Raw genomic sequence first — 18,948 nt, forward strand, 5'->3', positions numbered from 1 at the left:
GGTCGCTGCCGGAACGCCGACCGTCGGCGCGGCCGCCGGAACCGCGGGCGCGGTCGGGGGCGCAACGGCCGGGCGGGCAGCCGGGACGGCCGGAGCAGCAGCGGCGGATGCATCCACCGGGCCGCCGTCGAGGCCGATGCGGCGTTCGAGGCGCTCCACCCGGGCAAGGGCGCCGCGGGTGCTGTCGTCGGCGGCCGGGATCAGCACGCGCGCGATCATGAGTTCGAGGTGCAGGCGCGGCGAGGTGGCGCCGGTCATCTCGGTGAGGGCGGCATTGAGGATGTCAGCGGTGCGGCTGAGTTCGGCCGGGCCGAACTTGGCGGCCTGCACACCCATGCGGTCGAGTTCGTCCTGCGGCACCCCGCGCAGCACCGCGGCGGCCCCGGCGGCGCTGGTGGCAGCCACGATGATGAGGTCGCGGGTGCGCTCGAGCAGGTCTTCGACGAAGCGGCGCGGGTCCTGGCCGGTCTGGATGACCCGGTCGACGGCGTCGAACGCCGAGGCGGAATCCCGGGCGGCGATGGCGTCGATGGCGTCGTCGAGCAGGGCCGCGTTGGTGTAACCGAGCAGGGCAACGGCCCGTTCGTACTCGATCGACTCGGTCTCGGAGCCGGCCATCAGCTGGTCGAGCAGCGAGAGGGTGTCGCGGGGTGAGCCGCCGCCGGCGCGCACCACGAGCGGCAGCACGCCCGGAGCCACCGTCATGTGTTCGCTGTCGCAGAGCTGCTGCACGTAATCGAGCATGGGCGCGGGCGGCACCAGCCGGAACGGGTAGTGGTGGGTGCGCGAACGGATGGTGCCGATGACCTTCTCGGGCTCGGTGGTCGCGAAGATGAACTTCACGTGTTCCGGCGGCTCTTCCACGATCTTCAGCAGCGCATTGAAGCCCTGCGGGGTGACCATGTGCGCCTCGTCGAGGATGAAGATCTTGTAGCGGTCGCGGGCCGGCGCGAAGATGGCGCGCTCGCGGATGTCGCGGGCGTCGTCGACACCGTTGTGGCTGGCGGCGTCGATCTCGACCACGTCGAGGGAGCCGCTGCCGTCGCGGGAGAGTTCGACACAGCTGGGGCAGACGCCGCAGGGAGTGTCGGTGGGGCCCTCGGCGCAGTTGAGGCAGCGGGCCAGGATTCGCGCTGATGTGGTCTTGCCACAGCCGCGCGGTCCGCTGAAGAGGTAGGCATGATTGACCCTGTTGGTGCGCAGGGCGGTCATGAGCGGATCGGTCACCTGGGACTGACCGATCATTTCGGCAAAAGTCTCTGGCCGGTAACGGCGATACAGGGCGGTAACCACGAGGTCAATCGTACTTGCTGCCACTGACACGCCGATCGGTTCCTCCCCAGGGGCGGACGCCCTCCCCTCGGTGCCAATCGGCCATCCGTGAGCGAGAGCGGTCAGATGGTTGCTTCAGTGAGCGCGAAGCAACCGCTTCCCCGCTTTCGCGGGGTGTGGGGTGCTTTACGTGAGGGTGGCGGTGGGCTCGTGGGCGCCGCCGTCAGTCTTCGTCGAAGAAGATCTCTTCCACGGGTTTTTCGAACAATCGGGCGAGCCGCAGCGCCAGGGGAAGGCTGGGATTGAACCGGCCCGCTTCGATGGCGTTCACGGTCTGTCTGGACACCCCCACCTCTGCTCCCAGAGCCTCCTGCGACCACTTGCGTTCGCGCCGCAGCGCCTCGACGTGGTTCCTCACTCGGCGGCCTTCGCGGCAGACGTCGTGATCACCGCATAGCGCACCCAGAAGTCCCCGACCAGCACCACGACCAGGCCGATCAGGACCCAGGCCGGATTCGTCTGGGTGGGGAACACCACGAACAGGCCTCCCGCGACGAGGGTGAGAATCAGCAGGTCGAGAAACGCTTTGGCCTGGGCCTGCGTGGCCGCCTGGCGCTCGAAACTGTCCGGGGCCGACGTCAGTTCGCGGCGCTCGGTACGCCGGCGAAGCACATTGATGCCGAGGCCGCCGCCGACGACCACGAGGAACTGCAACACCATGAGAGCGATGGGTACCCATGGCGCGACATCGGCATCTCGCGCCACGCCCGCGAACGCGCCCACCGTTCCGGCGATGACGACGAACACGGCGATGTAGGCGATGTAGCGAAACCGGACTTTCATGACGAACTCCTGACCTGACGACCAATGTGTAAAGGTCACTTTCCACCCTATTGGAAAGTGACCTTTACATGTCGCTGGAGGCACGGAGCAACTGTTGCCGCTCGGGTAACAGTTGGGCGGTACGGGCCATACGGAGGCGGGCGGTCCCTAGAAGTCGGTGTGGCCGAGGTCGGGGCGCGCCGTGAACGAGGCGAGCGTGCTCTCGGTGCCGTGCAGGCAGAGAATCACCAGCTCGTTCGACGCCCGCAGCACGGGACCAGGCACGTAGAGGGTGGTCTGCGGGCCGCGGTCCCAGAACCGGCCGAGGTTGAACCCGTTGATCCAGGCCTGGCCCTTGCCCCACCCGGCGGTGCTGAGGAACAGGTCCACCCCGGGCTCGGCGTCGAACCGGCCGCGCGCGAACGCGGGCCCGCTGAGCGAACTGCCCTCGGTGCCGACCGCTCCGCGGCGCAGCGGATGCGCGTCGAACAGCGCGCTGCCCGCGGCGACGAAGCCGTCCACATCCAACGGAAGCACCTGCCAGCCGGTGAGCGCGGCGCCGTCGAGCGTTGCCGGGCCGATCAGGCCCTTGTCCTCGCCGATGCGCGGGCCGTAGTTCACCCGGCCCTGGTCCTCCACCAGCAGGTCGAGGCATTCCCCCGCGGGCAGGCCGATGGTGCGATCGTGGTGGTCGCGCTGCAGCACGCCGACGGCAGCGCCGTCAACGAAGACCTGGGCCCGGTCGCGGACCTCGCCGAACGAGAGCACGCGCGAGTCCGGCGCCAGCCGGCTGCGGTACAGGGCGAACCCGGTGTACTGACCGAGGGCATCCATGCTGGGCAGCTCTGCGACCGGCACCTCCGACAGGTCGCCCAGTTCGGGCAGGGCGTCCCAGATCGACACCGATTCGTTCAGCGCTACCGTGAAGGTCGGCGCGGGCGCGGGCGGCGCGGGCAGCTCCCCGGTCACCGGCGCGTACTTGGCCAGCACGTCGCGGAAGGCAAGGTACTTCGCGGTCACCTCGCCGCTCTCCGAGAGGGGCGCGTCGTAATCGTAGGAGGTGACGGTGGGCTGGAAGACGCCCTTGTCGTTGGCGCCGTTTGTGAAGCCGAAGTTGGTGCCGCCGGTGAACATATAGAGGGAGACGCTGGCGCCGGTGGCGAGCAGGTCGTCGAGTTCGCGGGCGCTCTCTTCGGCGGAGGTGGTGTGGTGGTGCGCGCCCCAGTGGTCGAACCAGCCGTTCCAGAACTCGGCGCACATCAGCGGGCCGGTCGGTTGGTGCCGGCGCAGGGTGGCGAGCCGCTCGGTGGCGCGGGAACCGAAGGAGCCGGTCTTGTGCAGCTCGGGCAGGCTGCCGTCGGCGAGCATCTGGTCGGTGGGCTGGTCGATGGTGGTGAGCGGCACCGTAATGCCGCCGGCCCGGTTGAGTTCGACGAGCGCCTGCAGGTAGCTCTTGTCGTCGCCGTAGGCGCCGTATTCGTTCTCGATCTGCACCAGGATGACGGGGCCGCCCCGGTCGATCTGTCGCGACGCCACGATCGGCAGCAGCTGGTCGAAGTACTCGGCCACCGCCGCCATGTAGAGCGGTTCGTTGCGGCGCACGCCCACGGCGGGGTCGGTGAACAGCCAGCCGGGCAGTCCGCCGTTGTCCCACTCGGCGCAGATGAACGGGCCGGGCCGCACGATGGCGTACATGCCCTCGGCGGCGATGAGGTCGAGGAACCGGGCCAGATCGAGCTGGCCGGTGGTGTCGAAGCCGCCGCGGGTGGGCGAGTGCGCGTTCCAGGCGACGTAGGTCTCGATGGTGTTGAGCCCCATCAGGCGCGCCTTGTGGATGCGGTCGGCCCAGTGATCGGGGTGCACCCTGAAATAGTGGATGGCGCCGGCGAGCACCCGGAACGGCTCGCCGTTCAGCAGGAAATCAGTGTCGCCGATGGCGAAGTCGCCCGGGGTGGGCCCGGTGGACAGATCAGCCATGTCAGGCCTCCGTTCGGGCGCGGCGCAGTACGGCGACGCCGGTGGCCGGCAGGGTGAGTGCCTCGGCGGTGAGGGTGCTGCCGCCGAGGTCGACGGCGGTGAGGCTGCCGTCGGTCGCGGCCACCGGCACGGTCACCACCTGCGCGGTGTGGTTGATGTAGAAGAGGTACTCGGCGGTGCCGCTCTGCCGCACGGCGAGCTGCACGCTGCCGCGCACTCCGGCGGGCAGCGGTGAGCGGATGCCGGCATCCGCGGCGAACCGGCCGACCACGGCCACGAGGGCGACCTGGTCGAGCACGGTGGCGACGAAGCTGGCCCGGCCGGTGCCGACTGCCCGGCTGGTGATCGCGGGCACGCCGGCGAACGGGCCGTCGTCGAAGCGCGCGAGCACGTCGACATCGGTTTCGACCGAGACGTCGTGGGTGAGGAGCGAGCCGGTTCCGGGCAGGTCGCCGGAGAGACGCACGGTCTGCTCGGGCAGCAGGCCGCCGAACTCCTCGGCGCGCACACCGAGTAGCTCCCGGAACGCGCCCGGGTAGCCGCCGGGGTGGATGTGGTCGTCGGCGTCGGCGATGCCGGAGAACACGCCGACCACGAGGTGGCCGCCGGATCGGCTGTAGTCGGCCAGGGCATCCGCCAGCGGCTGCGGCACGATGTAGAGCATCGGCGCGATCACGAGGTCGTACCCGGCCAGGCCGTGCCCGTTCAGCACCGACCGGGCCGGCACGATGTCGGCCTGCAGGCCGTTCGCGAGCGCGGCGGTGTACCAGGCCATGGCCTCGGCCTTGTAGCGCAGCAGTTCGGTGGGGTGCGAGTCCAGTTCGGAGGCCCACCAGGAGTCCCAGTCGAAAAGGATGCCGATGCGGGCCTGCTTGGTGCGGCTGCCGGCTACCTCGGCCAGGGTGCCGAGTTCGCCGCCGAAGCGGGACACGCTGCGGAACACGGCGCTGTTCTCCCCCGCGTGCGGCAGCATCGCGGAGTGGAACTTCTCGGCGCCGGCCAGGGACTGTCGCCACTGGAAGAAGCAGATCGCGTCGGCACCGTGCGCCAGGTGGGTGAGGCTGTCGCGGCGGAGCTGACCGGGCGTCTTGGCCTGGTTCACCGGCTGCCAGTTGACGGCGCTGGTGGAGTGCTCCATCAGGAACCACGGCGCCCGGCCGGCGATCTGACCGGTGAGGTTGGCCGAGAACGAGAGCTCCTCGAACGCGGTCGGGTCGGCCACGAGCAGGTAGTGGTCGTTGGAGACCACGTCGACCTCGGCGGCCCAGTCGGCGTAGTCCATGCCGCGGGTCTCGCCCATCACCATGAAGTTCGTGGTGATCGGCACCTCGGGGGTCACCTGGCGCAGGATCTCGCGTTCGGCGACCAGGTACTGTTTGAGGGCGTCGCTGGAGAACCGGGCGAAGTCGAGCTGTTGGGTGGGGTTGGGATGCGTCGCGGCCAGGCGCGGCGGCAGGATCTGGTTCCAGGTGGAGTAGTTCTGCGACCAGAATGCGGTGCCCCAGGCCCGGTTGAGTTCGGCGAGCGAGCCGTAGCGGACCTCGAGCCAGTCACGGAAGGCGCTCGCGGCGTCATCCGAGTAGTCGTAGACGTTGTGGCAGCCGAGTTCGTTGCTGATGTGCCACATCGACAGGGCGGGGTGGTCGGCGTAACGCATGGCCATCTTCTCCACCAGCGCGAGCGCATAGCGGCGGAAGACGGGCGAGGTGGGGCGCCACTGCTGGCGGCCGCCAGGCCAGATGGTCTCCCCGACCCGGTTCACCGGCAGCACCTCGGGGTGCGCCTCGGTGAGCCACGGCGGCGGGCTGGCGGTGGCGGTGGCCAGGTCCACGGCGATGCCGTTGGCGTGCAGCAGGTCGATGGCGCGGTCGAGCCAACCGAAATCCCAGCTGTCGATCGTGGGCTGCAGCAGCGCCCAGGAGAAGATGCCGACGCTGACGATGTTCACGCCGGCCTCGCGCATCAGGCGCACGTCGTCGGCCCAGACCTCTTCGGGCCACTGCTCAGGGTTGTAGTCGGCGCCGTAGCCGATGCGGGCGGCGCCGGCGGGCAGGCTCTCGGTGCCGTCGGCGAGGGTGTGCGCCTCGGGCCAGCGCACCCAGCGGGGTGCTTCGCTGGTCGAGCTCAGGCCGCTCATGCTGCACTCCGGGCGGAGAGGCGAACGATCGACCAGGACAGGGCGGGCAGAACCACGGTCGCGGCGGTGCCGTCGTCGGCCAGCGTCACATCCGTCAATGCCACCGGATGCACCGTGTCTTGATGGTCCGCCGCGTTCGTGGCGAACCGATCGCCGCCCTCCGGTGCGTGCAGGCTCTGTGCCGAGAGCACCGAGACGACGGGGGCGCCGGCCAGGTCGACCTCGAGGGTGAGCGAATCGTCGCTGGAACGGTTGACGAGGAACAGGACGATCTCCTCGTCGGTGGCTGTGACGGCGGCGTCGACGAGGTCGACCGCGCCGTGCTCGATGGTGTCGTAGGTGTCGGAGTGGATGGTGACGCCGAGCACATCACCGCGGGCGGCGGCGGCGGTGAGGGCGAACGGAAAGAAGGTGGTCTGGCGCCAGGCCGGACCGGCGGGCTCGGAGCGGATGGGCGCGATCACGTTCACCAGCTGGGCGAGGTTGGCCATGGTGACCCGGTCGCTGTTGCGCAGCAGCGACATCAGGAGCGAACCCACGACCACGGCGTCGCTGACGTTGTACTCGTCTTCGATCAGGCGCGGCCGGGCGTTCCAGTCGCCGGTGAAGAGCGGTTCCTTGTCGACCTCGTTGAACCGGGTCTGGTACCAGACGTTCCACTCGTCGACACTGATGCCGATCTGCTTGTCGAGCCCCTGCTCCACGGTGACCTCGTCGATGATCTGCGCGACATCGCTGATGAACCGGTCCAGGCTCACGCCGGAGGCGAGGAAGCTGCCGAGGTCGCCGGGCTTCTCCTCGTAGTAGGCGTGCAGGGAGATGTGGTCGACGAGCTCAGCGGTGTGCTCGAGCACGGTGCGTTCCCAGCTGCCGAAGGTGGGCATCTCGGCGTTGGAGCTGCCGGCGACGACGAGTTCGATGGTGGGGTCGACCCACTTCATCACCCGGGCGGTCTCGGCGGCCAGCCGGCCGTACTCCTCGGCGGTCTTGTGGCCGATCTGCCACGGGCCGTCCATCTCGTTGCCCAGGCACCACACGCGGATGCCGAACGGTTCGGTGTTGCCGTTGGCCCGGCGCTGGTCGCTGAGGGCGGTGCCGCCCGGGTGGTTGGAGTATTCCAGCAGGGCCGCGGCATCCGCGATGCCCCGGGTGCCCAGGTTCACCGCCTGCATCACCTCGACGCCGGCGGCCTCGGCCCAGCCGGCGAATTCGTGCAGGCCGACCTCGTTGGTTTCCACGCTGTGCCAGGCCAGGTCGAGACGCACGGGGCGCTCGGCCACGGGGCCGACGCTGTCTTCCCAACGGAAGCCGGAGACGAAGTTGCCGCCGGGATAGCGGATCAGGCTGGGGGCGAGTTCCCGCACCAGGTCGAGCACGTCGTGGCGGAAGCCATCCGCGTCGGCGGTGGGGTGGCCGGGTTCGTAGATGCCGGTGTACACCGACCGGCCCATGTGCTCCACGAAGGAGCCGAAGAGTCGAGATGAGACGGGCGCAACGACGTCGTCACGGGTGATGCTGAGCCGGGCGTGAAACACGAAGGAGATCCTATTCAGGTCGGAGGTACAGCAGGAGGGTGAGTCTGGTCGGCCAGGCTCACCCTCCTGGGGTGGTGCGGTTGTTGAGCTGGTGTTTACTTCTCGGTGACGGTGAAGCCCTGCTCGTTGCCGTAGGAGGCGGTGGCCTTCTGCCACGCGGTCAGGCCCTCGTTGATGTCGCCCTTGTCGGCGTAGGACTGGCCGACGGTGTCGGAGAAGATGCTGTTCGAGTAGACCTGGAACGGCAGGTAGCTCCAACCGGGAACGACGTCCTCGGCCGACTGCACGAGCACCTCGTTGATCTTCTGGCCGCCGAAGTAGTCGCTCTCGTAGCCGAGGAATTCGTCGGAGTTCAGGTCAGCGACGGTCGACGGGAAGCCGCCGGCGTCGATCGAGATCTGGGTGCCTTCGCCCTCGTTCATGTACTGCAGGAAGGCGGCCGCGACGAGCTTGTTCTTGCTCTGCTTGAGGATGGCGTCGCCACCACCACCGTTCTCGGCGCTGGCGGTGTCGCCGGCCGTGTAGGTGGGCAGCGGGGCTACGCGCCAGTCACCGGCAGCTTCCGGCACGCCGGATTCCAGGTTGCCGGGCATCCAGGCGCCGATGTTGAGGGTGGCGATGGTGCCGTCGCCCAGGCCCTTGTACCACTCGTCGCTCCAGCTCGGCGTGGCCGCGAGGAGGTCGTTGTCGAGCAGCTGGTTCCAGGTGTCGGCGAACTTCTTCGACCCCTCGTCCTGCAGGTTGATGGTGACGTCGGTGGAGTCCTTGGTGGTGTACGGCTGGCCGCCGGCCTGCCAGATCATGCTGGTGGCGAAGCCCGCGTCACCGGTGTCGTTGGTGATGTAGGCATCCGGGTTGGCGGTGTGCAGCTTCTCGGCCGTGGCGATGTACTCGTCCCAGGTGGTGGGCACGGTGAGGCCGTACTGGTCGAAGACAGCCTTGTTGTAGAACATGGCCATGGGGCCGGAGTCCTGCGGGAGGGCGTAGATGCCGTCGCCGATGTTGACCGAGCCCCAGGTGCTGTCGGTGTACTCGGACGCGTACTCGTCGAAGCCGAAGTCGGTGAGGTCGGCGAGGGAGTCGGAGAGCGCGAACTGTGGCAGGGCGTAGTACTCGATCTGGGCCACGTCGGGGGCGCCGGAGCCGGCCTTGATCGCGTTCTGCAGCTTGATGTACTGGTCATTGCCGGTTCCGGCGTTGACGACCTTCACGGTCACGTTCGGGTTTTCCTTCTCGAACGCCGTGGCGATGTCCTCAACAGCCGGGGCCCAGGCCCAGACGGTGATGGTGGACTTCTCCTTGAGCGCTGCGGCGATGTCGTCGGCGTTGCCGGTCTCGGCCGAGCCGGCTCCGCCGCCGGAGCAGGCGGCGAGGGTCAGGCTGAGGGCCAGGCCGGTAGCCACGACGGCTGCTGTGCGGCGCAGGGTGCTGGGTGTTGCTTTCATGAGATGCCTTTCACTTCCTTGTAAACGGAGATGGTGCGTTACTGCGTGCGGGATGATGCGGTTGGTGCAGGGCAAGCCGGTGAAACGGGTAAGACGGTCGGGAAAGATTGGGGGCTACGCCTTGACGGAGCCGGCCGCGAGGCCGGACTGCCAGTAGCGCTGCAGGAAGAGGAACGCCACGACGATCGGCACGATCGTGAGCAGCGAGCCGGTGATGACGAGGTTGTAGATGACGTCGCCGCCCACCGTCTGCGCCTGCTGGTTCCACTGGTTCAGGCCAACGGTCAGCGGGTACCAGGTGGGTTCGCTGAGCATGATCAGGGGCAGGAAGTAGTTGTTCCAGGTGGCCACGAGCGTGAAGAGCAGCACCGTGACCAGCCCGGGCGCCAACAGCTTGAGCGAGATGGTGAAGAAGGTGCGGAACTCGCCAGAGCCATCCATCCGGGCGGCCTCGAGCACCTCAGTGGGCACGGCGTCGAGGGCGTAGGTCCAGATCAGGTACAAGCCGAACGGGCTGATCAGCGACGGCAGGATGACAGCCCACGGGGTGTTCGTGAGGCCCATCTGGCTGAACATGAGGAAGGTCGGCACCGCGAGGGCCGTACCCGGGATGGCGACGGCGCCGAGCACGACCGCGAACACGGCCTTCTTGCCGGGGAAGTTGAACTTGGCCAGGCCGTAGCCGCCGAGGGCTGCCAGGAAGGTGGCGCCGCCGGCGCCGACGACGACGTAGAGCAAGGTGTTGCCGAACCAACGTACGAAGACACCGTCGTTGTAGCTGAGGGTGGCCACGATGTTGTCCCAAAGCGCGTTCGGGCCGGAGAACCAGAGGCCGAACGAGTTGAGCAGCTCGGCCTGGGTCTTGGTGGAGTTCACGAAGAGCCAGAACAGGGGCAGCAGGCTGTAGATGAGCAGTGCGCCCATGATCACCGTGAGGATGATCGACTTCTTGGTGTGCAGGCCCTGGTTGGACTTGCCGGCCTTCTTCTCACTGGTGTAGCGCGACATCCGCGGGGCTTTCGCCTTTTCGGCGGGTGCGAGGGTCTGGTCAGTCGTCGACATGTCAGGCCTCCTTCCTGGAACCGGAGTTCTGCACGATGTAGGCGATGACGGCGGTGATGAGGCCGACGATGATCGCGATGGTGGCCGAGTAGTTGTACTGCTGACCGGAGAACGACAGGTTGTAGGCGTACATGTTCGGCGAGAAGTAGGTGGAGATGGTGTTGGGCGCCAGCGACTGCAGGATGCTCGGCTCGTTGAAGAGCTGGAAGCTGCCGATGACGCTGAAGATGCCGCCGATCACGATCGCGGGCCGCAGCGCGGGCATCTTGATGCTTCGGATGATGCGGAACGCGTTGGCGCCGTCGAGCGACGCGGCCTCGTAGAGGTCGGTGGGGATGACTCGGAGGGCGGCATAGAACAGGATCATGTTGTAGCCGATGAATTCCCAGGTGACGATGTTGCCGATCGACGCGAGCACCCAGCTGCTGGACAGCGGGTCGGGGATGGCGATGTTGAAGAAGTCGTTGAGGTTGCCGACCAGGCCGAACTTGGTGCCGTACATGAAGCCCCACATAAGCGTGGCGACCACGGCGGGAACCGCGTACGGCAGGAAGATCGCGATGCGGAAGAAGCTGGACAGGTGCAGGCGGGCACTGTCGATGGCGAGGGCGGCGAAGAGTGCGATGCCGAGCATGATCGGCACCTGCACGACGAAGAACAGGGTGACCCGGCCCATCGATTCCCAGAACTTCGGGTCGGTGAGCGCCTGGCCGTAGTTCTCGAAGCCGACGAAGGAGTTGCCTCCGACGAGCTGGTCCTTGAAGAAGCTCAGGTAGATCGAGTACAGCACCGGCGCGATGAGCACGAGCGCGAAGACGATCATGAACGGGCCGATGAACTTCCAGCCGGTCCAGTCGCGCTTCTGCACGTGCGGCTTACGGGGTTTCGAAAGTGTCTGGCCACTAGGGGGGAGTGTTGACAGCGTCGTCATGCCTGTTTCTCTGGCTCGGTAGTGTGATGCGATGGATGGTGGAACAACCCGCCATGTTTACGTAAACATGGCGTACCAGCACGCTAGCATGTTTACGTAAACATCTGGAAATTTATCTCGGACCCAGGAGGTCCACGTGGCAACGATCAGCCCAGGCGACAGTGCGGTCTCCGGCGTACCCGTCGCTCCCCCCACCCGTAGTGTGCAGCGCCTGCCTTCGATGGCGGATGTCGCGGCCCTGGCCGGCGTCTCCTCCCAAACCGTCTCGCGGGTGGTGAACGGCCGCAGCAACGTCGACGCCGATACCCGAGACCGGGTGCTCGCCGCGATGGACGAGATCGGCTACCGGCCCAACAGCGCCGCCCGGGCGCTCAAGTCTGGCAAGTTCAGCACCATCGGCGTGATCATGTTCACCCTGTCGAGCTTCGGCAACATGCGAACCCTTGACGCCGTGGCCATGGCCGCCGCCGAGGCCGGCTACTCGATCACGCTCATCCCGGTGGCGCTGCCCACCCAGGGCGCGGTCGCTGGGGCCGTGAACCGGCTCGCTGAGCAGGCCGTCGACGGCATCGTGATCATCATGGAAGCGCACATGCTCGACCGGATCGACGTGACCGTGCCCACCGGGCTGCCGGTCGTGATCGTCGACTCCGACGCCGGCGCCCGCTACACCGTGGTCGACACCGACCAGACCGAGGGCGCCCGGCTGGCCACCCAGCACCTGCTCGACCTCGGCCACAAGACGGTCTGGCACATCGCCGGCCCGGAATCCTCCTTCTCGGCCGGGCGCCGCACAGCGTCCTGGCGCAACACCCTCAAGGCGGCCGGCGCCCCGGTGCCACCGGTGCTCGAGGGCGACTGGAACGCGGCGAGCGGCTACGTGCACGGCGTAGCCCTGGCCGCGAACCCCGAGGTCACGGCGGTCTTCGCCTCCAACGACCAGATGGCGCTCGGTGTGATGCGCGCGCTGCACGAGGCCGGCCGGTCGGTGCCGGCCGAGGTGAGCGTGGTCGGCTTCGACGACATGCGCGAGGCGGATGCCTTCTGGCCGCCGCTGACCACCGTGCACCAGGACTTCGGCCAGGTGGGGCGGCTGTGCATCGAGAAGCTGCTGCGCCAGATCGACTCGCCCAGCGCATCCGTGCCCGGCACCACCATCGTGCCCACCCACCTCGTGCTGCGCGCCAGTACCGCTCCCCCGCCTCCGCCCGGGCTCGCCTAGACCGTCACTGTTCCCCAGACGGACAATTGCACCCCCGGCACACCGGGACCTTTTGTCCGCATGGGACACAGTCGCCCACACACAGTCGGGCGACCCGGCGGGCGTCGGGCGCGGGCGGCTCGGCGCTCAGCAGTAGACCGTGGGAGCTTCGGTCGGCGGGAAGATGCGGGGCTGGCCCCGACCTACTGGCCGAGTCCGACCTTGTCCACGCGGCGGTGGAAGCGCATCCCGGCGAGACCGCCGAGAACGGCGCCGCCGAGGCTGACAGCGGCGATCACCACGGCGGTGATGATGCTGCCCAGAGCGAGGTCGCCTTCGTTGATCGGGATGCGAGGGAAGCTGTTCAGGTCGGCGAGAACAGTGGACTGGCTGCCGGCGATTGCGCCGACGATGGCCAGGATCACAGCCACGATCAACGCCCAAAGCCAGACCGCGACGCCCTGCTTGGCACCGCTGAACCGTGCCATCCGACCGGCAACGTAGCCGCCGGCGAAGTAGGAGACGAAGACGACAACGCCCAGGGCAATGGCTCCAACCAGGCCCACCGTCGCGGCGTTCTCGGCCGCGGCGGCGTTCGCCCTGGCCGGGTCGCCCTGCGAGCCCAGGCCGACGGCAGCGCCCGCACCGGCGACCAGCGCCGTGAGGAGCACCGCGGCACCGGTGGCGGTGAGCCAGCCGAAGAAGGCGGTGCCGAACTTCATGCCGCCGAACTCGTCCTTCTCCCGCGCGTGCACGTCCTGGGCGACGACATTTTCACGTCCCGTGCGGTGTGCGGTGGTGTCGGCGGGGCGCGCCAGCGGCGCAGGGGCGGTGCCGGCGGGCGTCGTCGCCGGGCCGGCCGGCGACGTGCCTTCTGGCACGGGCTGGCGCGTCGGCTGGGCTGAGTCGTCGTGGGTCGTCATGAGATGCTCCTCTGTGAGTAATGCCGGGTGTAACGGACGCGTCGTGGGCGGTCAGCGCCGAAGTTGCCCCTCGTGTCGGGCCAGACTGTGACGAATAATCGCTGTTTCGTGCCTCGCCGGGCTAGTCCAGGAGCACCTCTCTGAGGTGCCTCAGCGCAGTGATGGTGGTGAGGGCGACCACGGCCTCCGGTGAACCCTCGAACCGGTGGGGAAAGGTCCGCACCGCGGACCGAGTGCTGACACTGATGAACACGGTCCCGGCCGGTTGCCCCTCCTCTGGTCCCGGACCGGCGACCCCGGTCACCGCCACGCTGACATCCGCGCCGACGTTCTCCATCACGGCTCTGGCCGTCTGTTCCGCACACTGCGCGGAGACCACCGGTCCGGGCTGGACGCCCAGAAGCCGGTGCAGGGTCACATCCTGGTAGGCGATCACGCCTCCACCGAACCACTCCGCTGAGGCCGGTACTGCGCCGAGCGCCTGCGAAATCCGACCGGCGGTCAGCGATTCCGCCACCACGACCGTCAATCTGTCCGCCGCGGCAAGCAGCCCGATCCGTCCGGCCAGCGCTGAAATCTGCGCCCGTTGCTCCTCGGCGCTCTTCGGCTCGACGACGGCAGCCCACGGCATCGCGTGATGCCGGCTGGACGTGCTTCGAACAGATTCGATAGACATGCTTCTCCGCACTAAGTAATCATTGGCGACCACCAGCAAGCGCGGGTGGCTCCATATACTTCAGACGGGTCGGCAGAGTGAAACGTCACACCCACACCGGTTTTCGGTGTTGACGCGTGGTGACGCGGCTACGCCTGTCGGGCGCGGGCGCGGTCGAACTCGCCCGCGGTGGGCACGATCTCCTTGCCGAGCGGGGCGAGCGAGATCGGCACCATCTTGAAGTCGGCGATGCCGAGCGGGATGCCGATGATGGTGATGCAGAGCGCGATACCGGAGACGATGTGGGCGAGGGCGAGCCACCAACCGGCCAGGACCACCCAGATCACGTTGCCGAGGAAGGAGAAGGCGCCGCTGGTGGGCTTGGCCACGACGGTGCGGCCGAACGGCCAGAGCGCGTAGACGCCGATGCGGAGCGACGCGATGCCCCACGGGATCGTGATGATGAGGATGCAGAGCACGATGCCGGCGGCCGCGTAGCCCAGGAAGAGCCAGAAGCCGGAGAGCACGAGCCAGATCAGGTTGAGAAGTGTGCGCACGCCGGAACCCTACCAAAAACACCAGGATGCCGGTCGGACGTGCACCTCGTTCCAAGGAAAGAGTCTGGTGAGGAGGAGCGTCCTAACGCTCGCCGCTCCGTGCCGGCATAAGGCTGCTTCGCCGCAGGGCCTGGCGCAGTCGGTCGCCCTGGGAGATCACGACGACACCAGCGATCACGATGACACCGCCGAGCAACTCGGCCGCGATGGGCAGCTCGCCCAGCCACACCCAGGCGATGAACACCGCCACCGGCGGCACGAAGTAGAGCAGCGACGTCGGCGTGGCGACGGGCAACCGGGCGACCGCGTAGCCCCAGAGCACGAAGCCCAGCGCCGAGGGCAGCAGGCCGAGATACACCCCGGCCAGCCAGGCGGATGCCGGCGCATCCAGCATCCGGTCCCAGCCGAACGGTACCGCCGGTAGCGTCATCACGGTGCCGAAGACCATGCCGTAGGTGGCGACCTCGAGCCCGCTGTACCGCCGCAGAAGGGGCCGGGTGAGCGGGTGGTAGATGCCCTGAACGACCATGGCGGCCACCACGATCCACACCGACGACGACAGGCTGAGCCCCGCCCGGGCCAGGCAGACCAGGGCCAGTCCGGCGATCGCGACCGCGCTGCCGACCATCGCCAGCACAGACAAGCGTTCGCCGAAGGCGACCACGGCGATGCGCACCGAGACCAGCGGCGCGGCCGCCACGATGATGCTCGCGGTGCCGGCCGGAGTCACGCTGTTGGAACTGGCGGAGCCGGTGTATCGCTACGACGTGGCAGTGACTCGCGCCTCGTCGGCTCCGGATGTCGGGCTGCAGCGTCTGCGCGGCCTGCTCGCGACCGCGGCGGCGGGCCATCCGGCGCTGCGGTAGCCGATACGCGGGCACGTCGCGGGGTCTCGACAGGCTCGACCAGCGGACGGGGTTCGACCAGCGGACGGGGCCCGACCAGCGTGCGGGGTGAAATGCGGACATCCCGCCCTCGTTCCGGGAACGAAGGCGGGATGTCCGTGACTCGATGCTGCGCGGGGAGTTAGATCACCGCGCGGGATTCGCGGGCGATCTCGAGCTCCTCGTTGGTGGGGATGACGAGCACGGTGACGCGCGACGCATCCGTCGACACCACGCGGGCGACACGGGAGAACGGGTCGTTGCGAGCCGGGTCGATCTCGATGCCGAGGCCTTCGAGGCCGGCCAGGGCGCCGGCACGGATGATGCCGGAGTTCTCGCCGACACCGGCGGTGAAGACGATCACGTCGAGGCCGCCGAGCTGGGCGATGTAGTTGCCCACATAGCCGCGGATGCGGTGGTAGTAGACGTCGAGCGCGGCCTGCGCCACGGCGTCTCCGGCCACGGCGGCGTCTTCGACGTCGCGCATGTCACCGTTGCCGGTGAGGCCGAGCATGCCGCTCTTCTTGTTCAGCAGGGTGTCGAGCTCTTCGATCGACAGGCCGGCCTTGCGGTGCAGGTGGAACAGCACGGCGGGGTCGATGTCGCCGGAGCGGGTGCCCATGACGAGACCCTGCAGCGGGGTGAGGCCCATCGAGGTGTCGATCGACTTGCCACCGTCGACGGCCGTGGCCGACGCACCGTTGCCGAGGTGCAGCACGATGGTCTTGAGCTCGGCCAGCGGGCGGCCGAGGAACTCGGCAGCGGCCTCTGACACGAACTTGTGCGAGGTGCCGTGGAAACCGTACCGGCGGATGCTGTGCTCGGCGGCCAGCGCGGTGTCGATCGCGTAGGTGTATGCCGCCGGCGGCATCGTGAGGTGGAACGAGGTGTCGAACACGGCGACGTGGGGCACGTCGGGGAAGTTCGCGCGCGCGGCGACGATGGCCTGCACGTGGGCCGGGTTGTGCAGCGGCGCCAGGTCGGCGAGATCGGTGATCTGCTGCTGCACGGCGTCGTCGATCACGGTCGGGCCGGTGAAGATGCTGCCACCCTGCACGACGCGGTGACCCACGGCGACGAGGTTGGCCTCGCTGAGCTGCGGACCGTGCTCGGCGAAGGCCGCGATCATGACCTCGAAGCCCGCGGTGTGGTCGGGAATCGGCAGGTTGGCTTCCTGGCGGCCGGCGTCGGAGGCGGTGTTGGTGTGGCGGGCGTGCCCGGTGGCTTCACCGATGCGCTCGACGAGGCCGCCGGCCAGTTCGGTCTCGGTGTCGATGTCGATCAGCTGGTACTTGAACGAGGAGGAACCGCTGTTGATGACGAGGATGGCGGTCATACTGCTGCCACCACCGATGCGAGCGATGCAGCCTGGATGGCGGTGATCGCCACGGTGTTCACGATGTCCTGCACGAGTGCTCCTCTGGAAAGGTCGTTGATGGGTTTGCGCAGGCCCTGCAGGACGGGGCCGATCGCCACGGCGCCAGCACTACGCTGCACCGCCTTGTAGGTGTTGTTACCCGTGTTGAGGTCGGGGAAGATGAAGACGTTCGCCTTGCCGGCGACGGCAGACTCGGGCATCTTCGCGGCGGCCACGGCGGCATCCGCTGCGGCGTCGTACTGGATCGGGCCTTCGACGGCCAGGTCGGGGCGGCGTTCGCGAACGATCGCGGTGGCCTCCCGCACCTTTTCGACATCCGCGCCGTTGCCGGAGACGCCGGTGGAGTACGACAGCATCGCGATGCGCGGCTCGATGCCGAACTCGATGGCCGTCTCCGACGCCGAGATGGCGATGTCGGCGAGCTGGGCGGCAGTGGGGTCGGGGTTGACCGCGCAGTCGCCGTAGACGAGCACCCGGTCGGCCAGGGCCATCAGGAACACGCTGGAGACGACGGACACGCCGGGACGGGTCTTGATGATCTCGAAGCTCGGGCGGATGGTGTGCGCCGTGGTGTGCGAGGCGCCGGAGACCATGCCGTCGGCCAGTCCCAGCTGCACCATCATCGTGCCGAAGTACGAGACGTCGGTGACGACGTCGCGGGCCTGGTCGATGGTGACGCCCTTGTGGGCGCGGAGGCGGGCGTATTCCTCGGCGAAGCGCATGCGCAGCACGTCGTCGAACGGGCTGACGACGGTGGCCTTCGCCAAGTCGAGGCCGAGGCCGATGGCACGCGAACGCACCTCGAAGTCCTCGCCCAGGATGATGATGTCGGCCACATCGCGCGCCAGCAGGGTGGCGGCGGCGCGGAGGACCCGGTCGTCGTCGCCCTCGGGCAGCACGATGCGCATCCGGTTCTGGCGGGCGCGTTCGATCAGGGTGTACTCGAACATCAGCGGGGTGATCACGTCGGCGCGGCTCACCTTGAGCCGGTCGAGCAGGGCCGCACCGTCGACGTGCTGTTCGAACAGGGCCAGCGCGGTGTCGTGCTTGCGCTGGGAGTCGGCGGCCAGGCGGCCACGGGTGTGCGTGATGCGCAGGGCAGCTTCGTAGGAGGCGAGGTCGGTGCGGATGATCGGCACCGACGGAGCGAGGCCCTTCATCAGCTGGGCGATCGACTCGGGCAGGTCGAAGCCGCCCACCAGCACCACGCCGGCAAGCGACGGGAAGGTGGCAGAGGAGTTGGCCATCAGGGCGGCGAGCAGCACTTCGGGGCGGTCGCTGGGGATGACGACGACGGCGCCTTCGGTGAGGTGCGGCAGCACGTTGACCATCGACATCGCGGCGACGACCACGCTGAGCGCTTCGCGGGAGAGCAGCTCGGGGTCGCCCTGCACCAGGGTGCCGTGTGTGGCCTCGAGGATGGTCTTCATGCTCGGGGCAACGAGGAACGCGTCTTCGGGGATGGCCCAGACGGGGACGACGGCCGCGTGGGCGGCATCCGTCTCGACGGGCATGTTGTCGACGCCCTCACGTACAGCGGCGATGAGGCCGTTGAGGTTCTCGGGTTCGGCCCGGTTGACCACGACGCCGAGCAGCGAGACGTGCTCGGACTGCAGTTCGGCCAGCGCCACGTCGGTGAGCTGACGGATGTCCTCGCTCGAGCGCGGGTCGCTCTGGCCGAGCTGATCGCTCTGGCCCAGGCCCTCGCCCTGGCCGTAGGCGACCCGGCCGGCCAGCACCAGGAGCACCGGAACGCCGAGGTTCGCGGCGATTCGGGCGTTGTAGGCCAGCTCGGTGGGGCTGCCCACGTCGGTGAAGTCACTGCCGATGACCACAACGGCGTCACACTTCGCTTCGACGGCCTTGTAACGGGCGACGATGCGCGAGAGCGCGGCATCCGGGTCGGTGTGCACGTCGTCGTAGGTGACCCCGACGCACTCGTCGTAGGTCAGCGCCGGCTGCACGGCCGGCGCACCGGTCGGCGTGCCGTTCTGGAGGTGATTGAGAAGCAGTTCCAGCACGTAATCAGGCTTGTGCTTCGACCGTGCGATGGGGCGGAAAACGCCCACCCGCTCGACCGAGTGCAGCAGGGTGTCAAGCACACCCAGAGCGATTGTTGATTTGCCGGTATTTCCCTCGGCGGAGGTGATGTAAATGCTTCGAGCCACG

17 protein-coding genes are annotated in these 18,948 nt (G+C 68.2%); 2 read left to right on the forward strand and 15 right to left on the reverse strand.

Annotated elements, in window-relative coordinates:
• The 9 genes from CTB96_RS09210 to CTB96_RS09250 form a co-directional block, all read right to left on the reverse strand.
• On the reverse strand, positions 1–1,245 hold a 1,245-nt coding region (locus CTB96_RS09210; RefSeq protein WP_427846479.1), incomplete at its 3' end, for a DNA polymerase III subunit gamma and tau.
• 250 nt (positions 1,246–1,495) lie between these two features.
• The gene (locus tag CTB96_RS09215) at positions 1,496–1,690 is read right to left on the reverse strand and encodes a helix-turn-helix transcriptional regulator (RefSeq protein ID WP_110126647.1); all 195 of its coding nucleotides are present in this window, start codon (positions 1,688–1,690) and stop codon (positions 1,496–1,498) included.
• Entirely contained in the window at positions 1,687–2,115 is a 429-nt protein-coding gene (locus CTB96_RS09220; RefSeq protein WP_110126648.1) for a hypothetical protein, read from the reverse strand. Before CTB96_RS09220 ends, CTB96_RS09215 begins: the two co-directional genes overlap by 4 nt.
• Positions 2,116–2,262: 147 nt before the next feature.
• Positions 2,263–4,071: a glycoside hydrolase family 35 protein gene (locus tag CTB96_RS09225; RefSeq protein ID WP_110126649.1), complete on the reverse strand. Its 1,809-nt coding sequence runs from the start codon at positions 4,069–4,071 to the stop codon at positions 2,263–2,265.
• Between the two features lies 1 nt (position 4,072).
• A complete protein-coding gene (locus tag CTB96_RS09230; RefSeq protein WP_110126650.1) occupies positions 4,073–6,208 on the reverse strand; it encodes a beta-galactosidase in 2,136 nt (711 codons plus the stop codon).
• Positions 6,205–7,743 carry an arabinosylfuranosidase ArfA gene (gene arfA, locus CTB96_RS09235; RefSeq protein WP_219993241.1) on the reverse strand — a complete coding sequence of 513 codons (1,539 nt, stop codon included), beginning with the start codon at positions 7,741–7,743 and terminating at the stop codon, positions 6,205–6,207. The genes CTB96_RS09230 and arfA overlap by 4 nt, the downstream gene beginning before the upstream one ends.
• A 95-nt stretch (positions 7,744–7,838) precedes the next feature.
• Positions 7,839–9,188 (reverse strand): ABC transporter substrate-binding protein, encoded by a 1,350-nt coding sequence (locus CTB96_RS09240; RefSeq protein WP_110126651.1) that lies wholly within the window; start codon positions 9,186–9,188, stop codon positions 7,839–7,841.
• Positions 9,189–9,302: 114 nt separating this feature from the next.
• Entirely contained in the window at positions 9,303–10,250 is a 948-nt protein-coding gene (locus CTB96_RS09245) for a carbohydrate ABC transporter permease (RefSeq protein ID WP_110126652.1), read from the reverse strand.
• Position 10,251: 1 nt separating this feature from the next.
• Complete coding sequence (locus tag CTB96_RS09250; protein ID WP_110126653.1) at positions 10,252–11,181, reverse strand: carbohydrate ABC transporter permease; 930 nt, start codon at positions 11,179–11,181, stop codon at positions 10,252–10,254.
• A gap of 220 nt (positions 11,182–11,401) precedes the next feature.
• Between CTB96_RS09250 and CTB96_RS09255 the strand changes: the two genes are divergently transcribed.
• A complete protein-coding gene (locus tag CTB96_RS09255) occupies positions 11,402–12,403 on the forward strand; it encodes a LacI family DNA-binding transcriptional regulator (protein ID WP_110126654.1) in 1,002 nt (333 codons plus the stop codon).
• A 182-nt stretch (positions 12,404–12,585) separates the two neighbouring features.
• On the opposite strand, the gene CTB96_RS20495 is transcribed toward CTB96_RS09255, so the two are convergent.
• From CTB96_RS20495 to CTB96_RS09280, 4 genes are all read right to left on the reverse strand, one after another.
• Positions 12,586–13,305, reverse strand: a complete 720-nt coding sequence (locus CTB96_RS20495; protein ID WP_181397213.1) for a hypothetical protein — start codon at positions 13,303–13,305, stop codon at positions 12,586–12,588.
• A 121-nt stretch (positions 13,306–13,426) separates the two neighbouring features.
• A complete protein-coding gene (locus tag CTB96_RS09270; RefSeq protein ID WP_219993242.1) occupies positions 13,427–13,981 on the reverse strand; it encodes a CinA family protein in 555 nt (184 codons plus the stop codon).
• A gap of 128 nt (positions 13,982–14,109) precedes the next feature.
• Positions 14,110–14,517, reverse strand: coding sequence for a YccF domain-containing protein (locus tag CTB96_RS09275; RefSeq protein WP_110126658.1), 408 nt, complete (start codon positions 14,515–14,517; stop codon positions 14,110–14,112).
• An 82-nt stretch (positions 14,518–14,599) separates the two neighbouring features.
• Positions 14,600–15,217 (reverse strand): DMT family transporter, encoded by a 618-nt coding sequence (locus tag CTB96_RS09280; protein ID WP_248283305.1) that lies wholly within the window; start codon positions 15,215–15,217, stop codon positions 14,600–14,602.
• Between CTB96_RS09280 and CTB96_RS20500 the strand changes: the two genes are divergently transcribed.
• Positions 15,186–15,383 (forward strand): hypothetical protein, encoded by a 198-nt coding sequence (locus CTB96_RS20500; protein WP_181397221.1) that lies wholly within the window; start codon positions 15,186–15,188, stop codon positions 15,381–15,383. The genes CTB96_RS09280 and CTB96_RS20500 overlap by 32 nt on opposite strands.
• 160 nt (positions 15,384–15,543) lie before the next feature.
• Here the strand turns inward: CTB96_RS20500 and CTB96_RS09285 are convergent, their stop codons facing one another.
• Positions 15,544–16,737 carry an acetate/propionate family kinase gene (locus CTB96_RS09285; RefSeq protein WP_110126660.1) on the reverse strand — a complete coding sequence of 398 codons (1,194 nt, stop codon included), beginning with the start codon at positions 16,735–16,737 and terminating at the stop codon, positions 15,544–15,546.
• Positions 16,734–18,947 (reverse strand): phosphate acetyltransferase, encoded by a 2,214-nt coding sequence (pta, locus tag CTB96_RS09290; protein ID WP_110126661.1) that lies wholly within the window; start codon positions 18,945–18,947, stop codon positions 16,734–16,736. The genes CTB96_RS09285 and pta overlap by 4 nt, the downstream gene beginning before the upstream one ends.
• Between the last annotated feature and the right edge of the window lies 1 nt (position 18,948).

This window comes from Cryobacterium arcticum (assembly GCF_003185895.1).
Lineage (GTDB): Bacteria > Actinomycetota > Actinomycetes > Actinomycetales > Microbacteriaceae > Cryobacterium > Cryobacterium arcticum.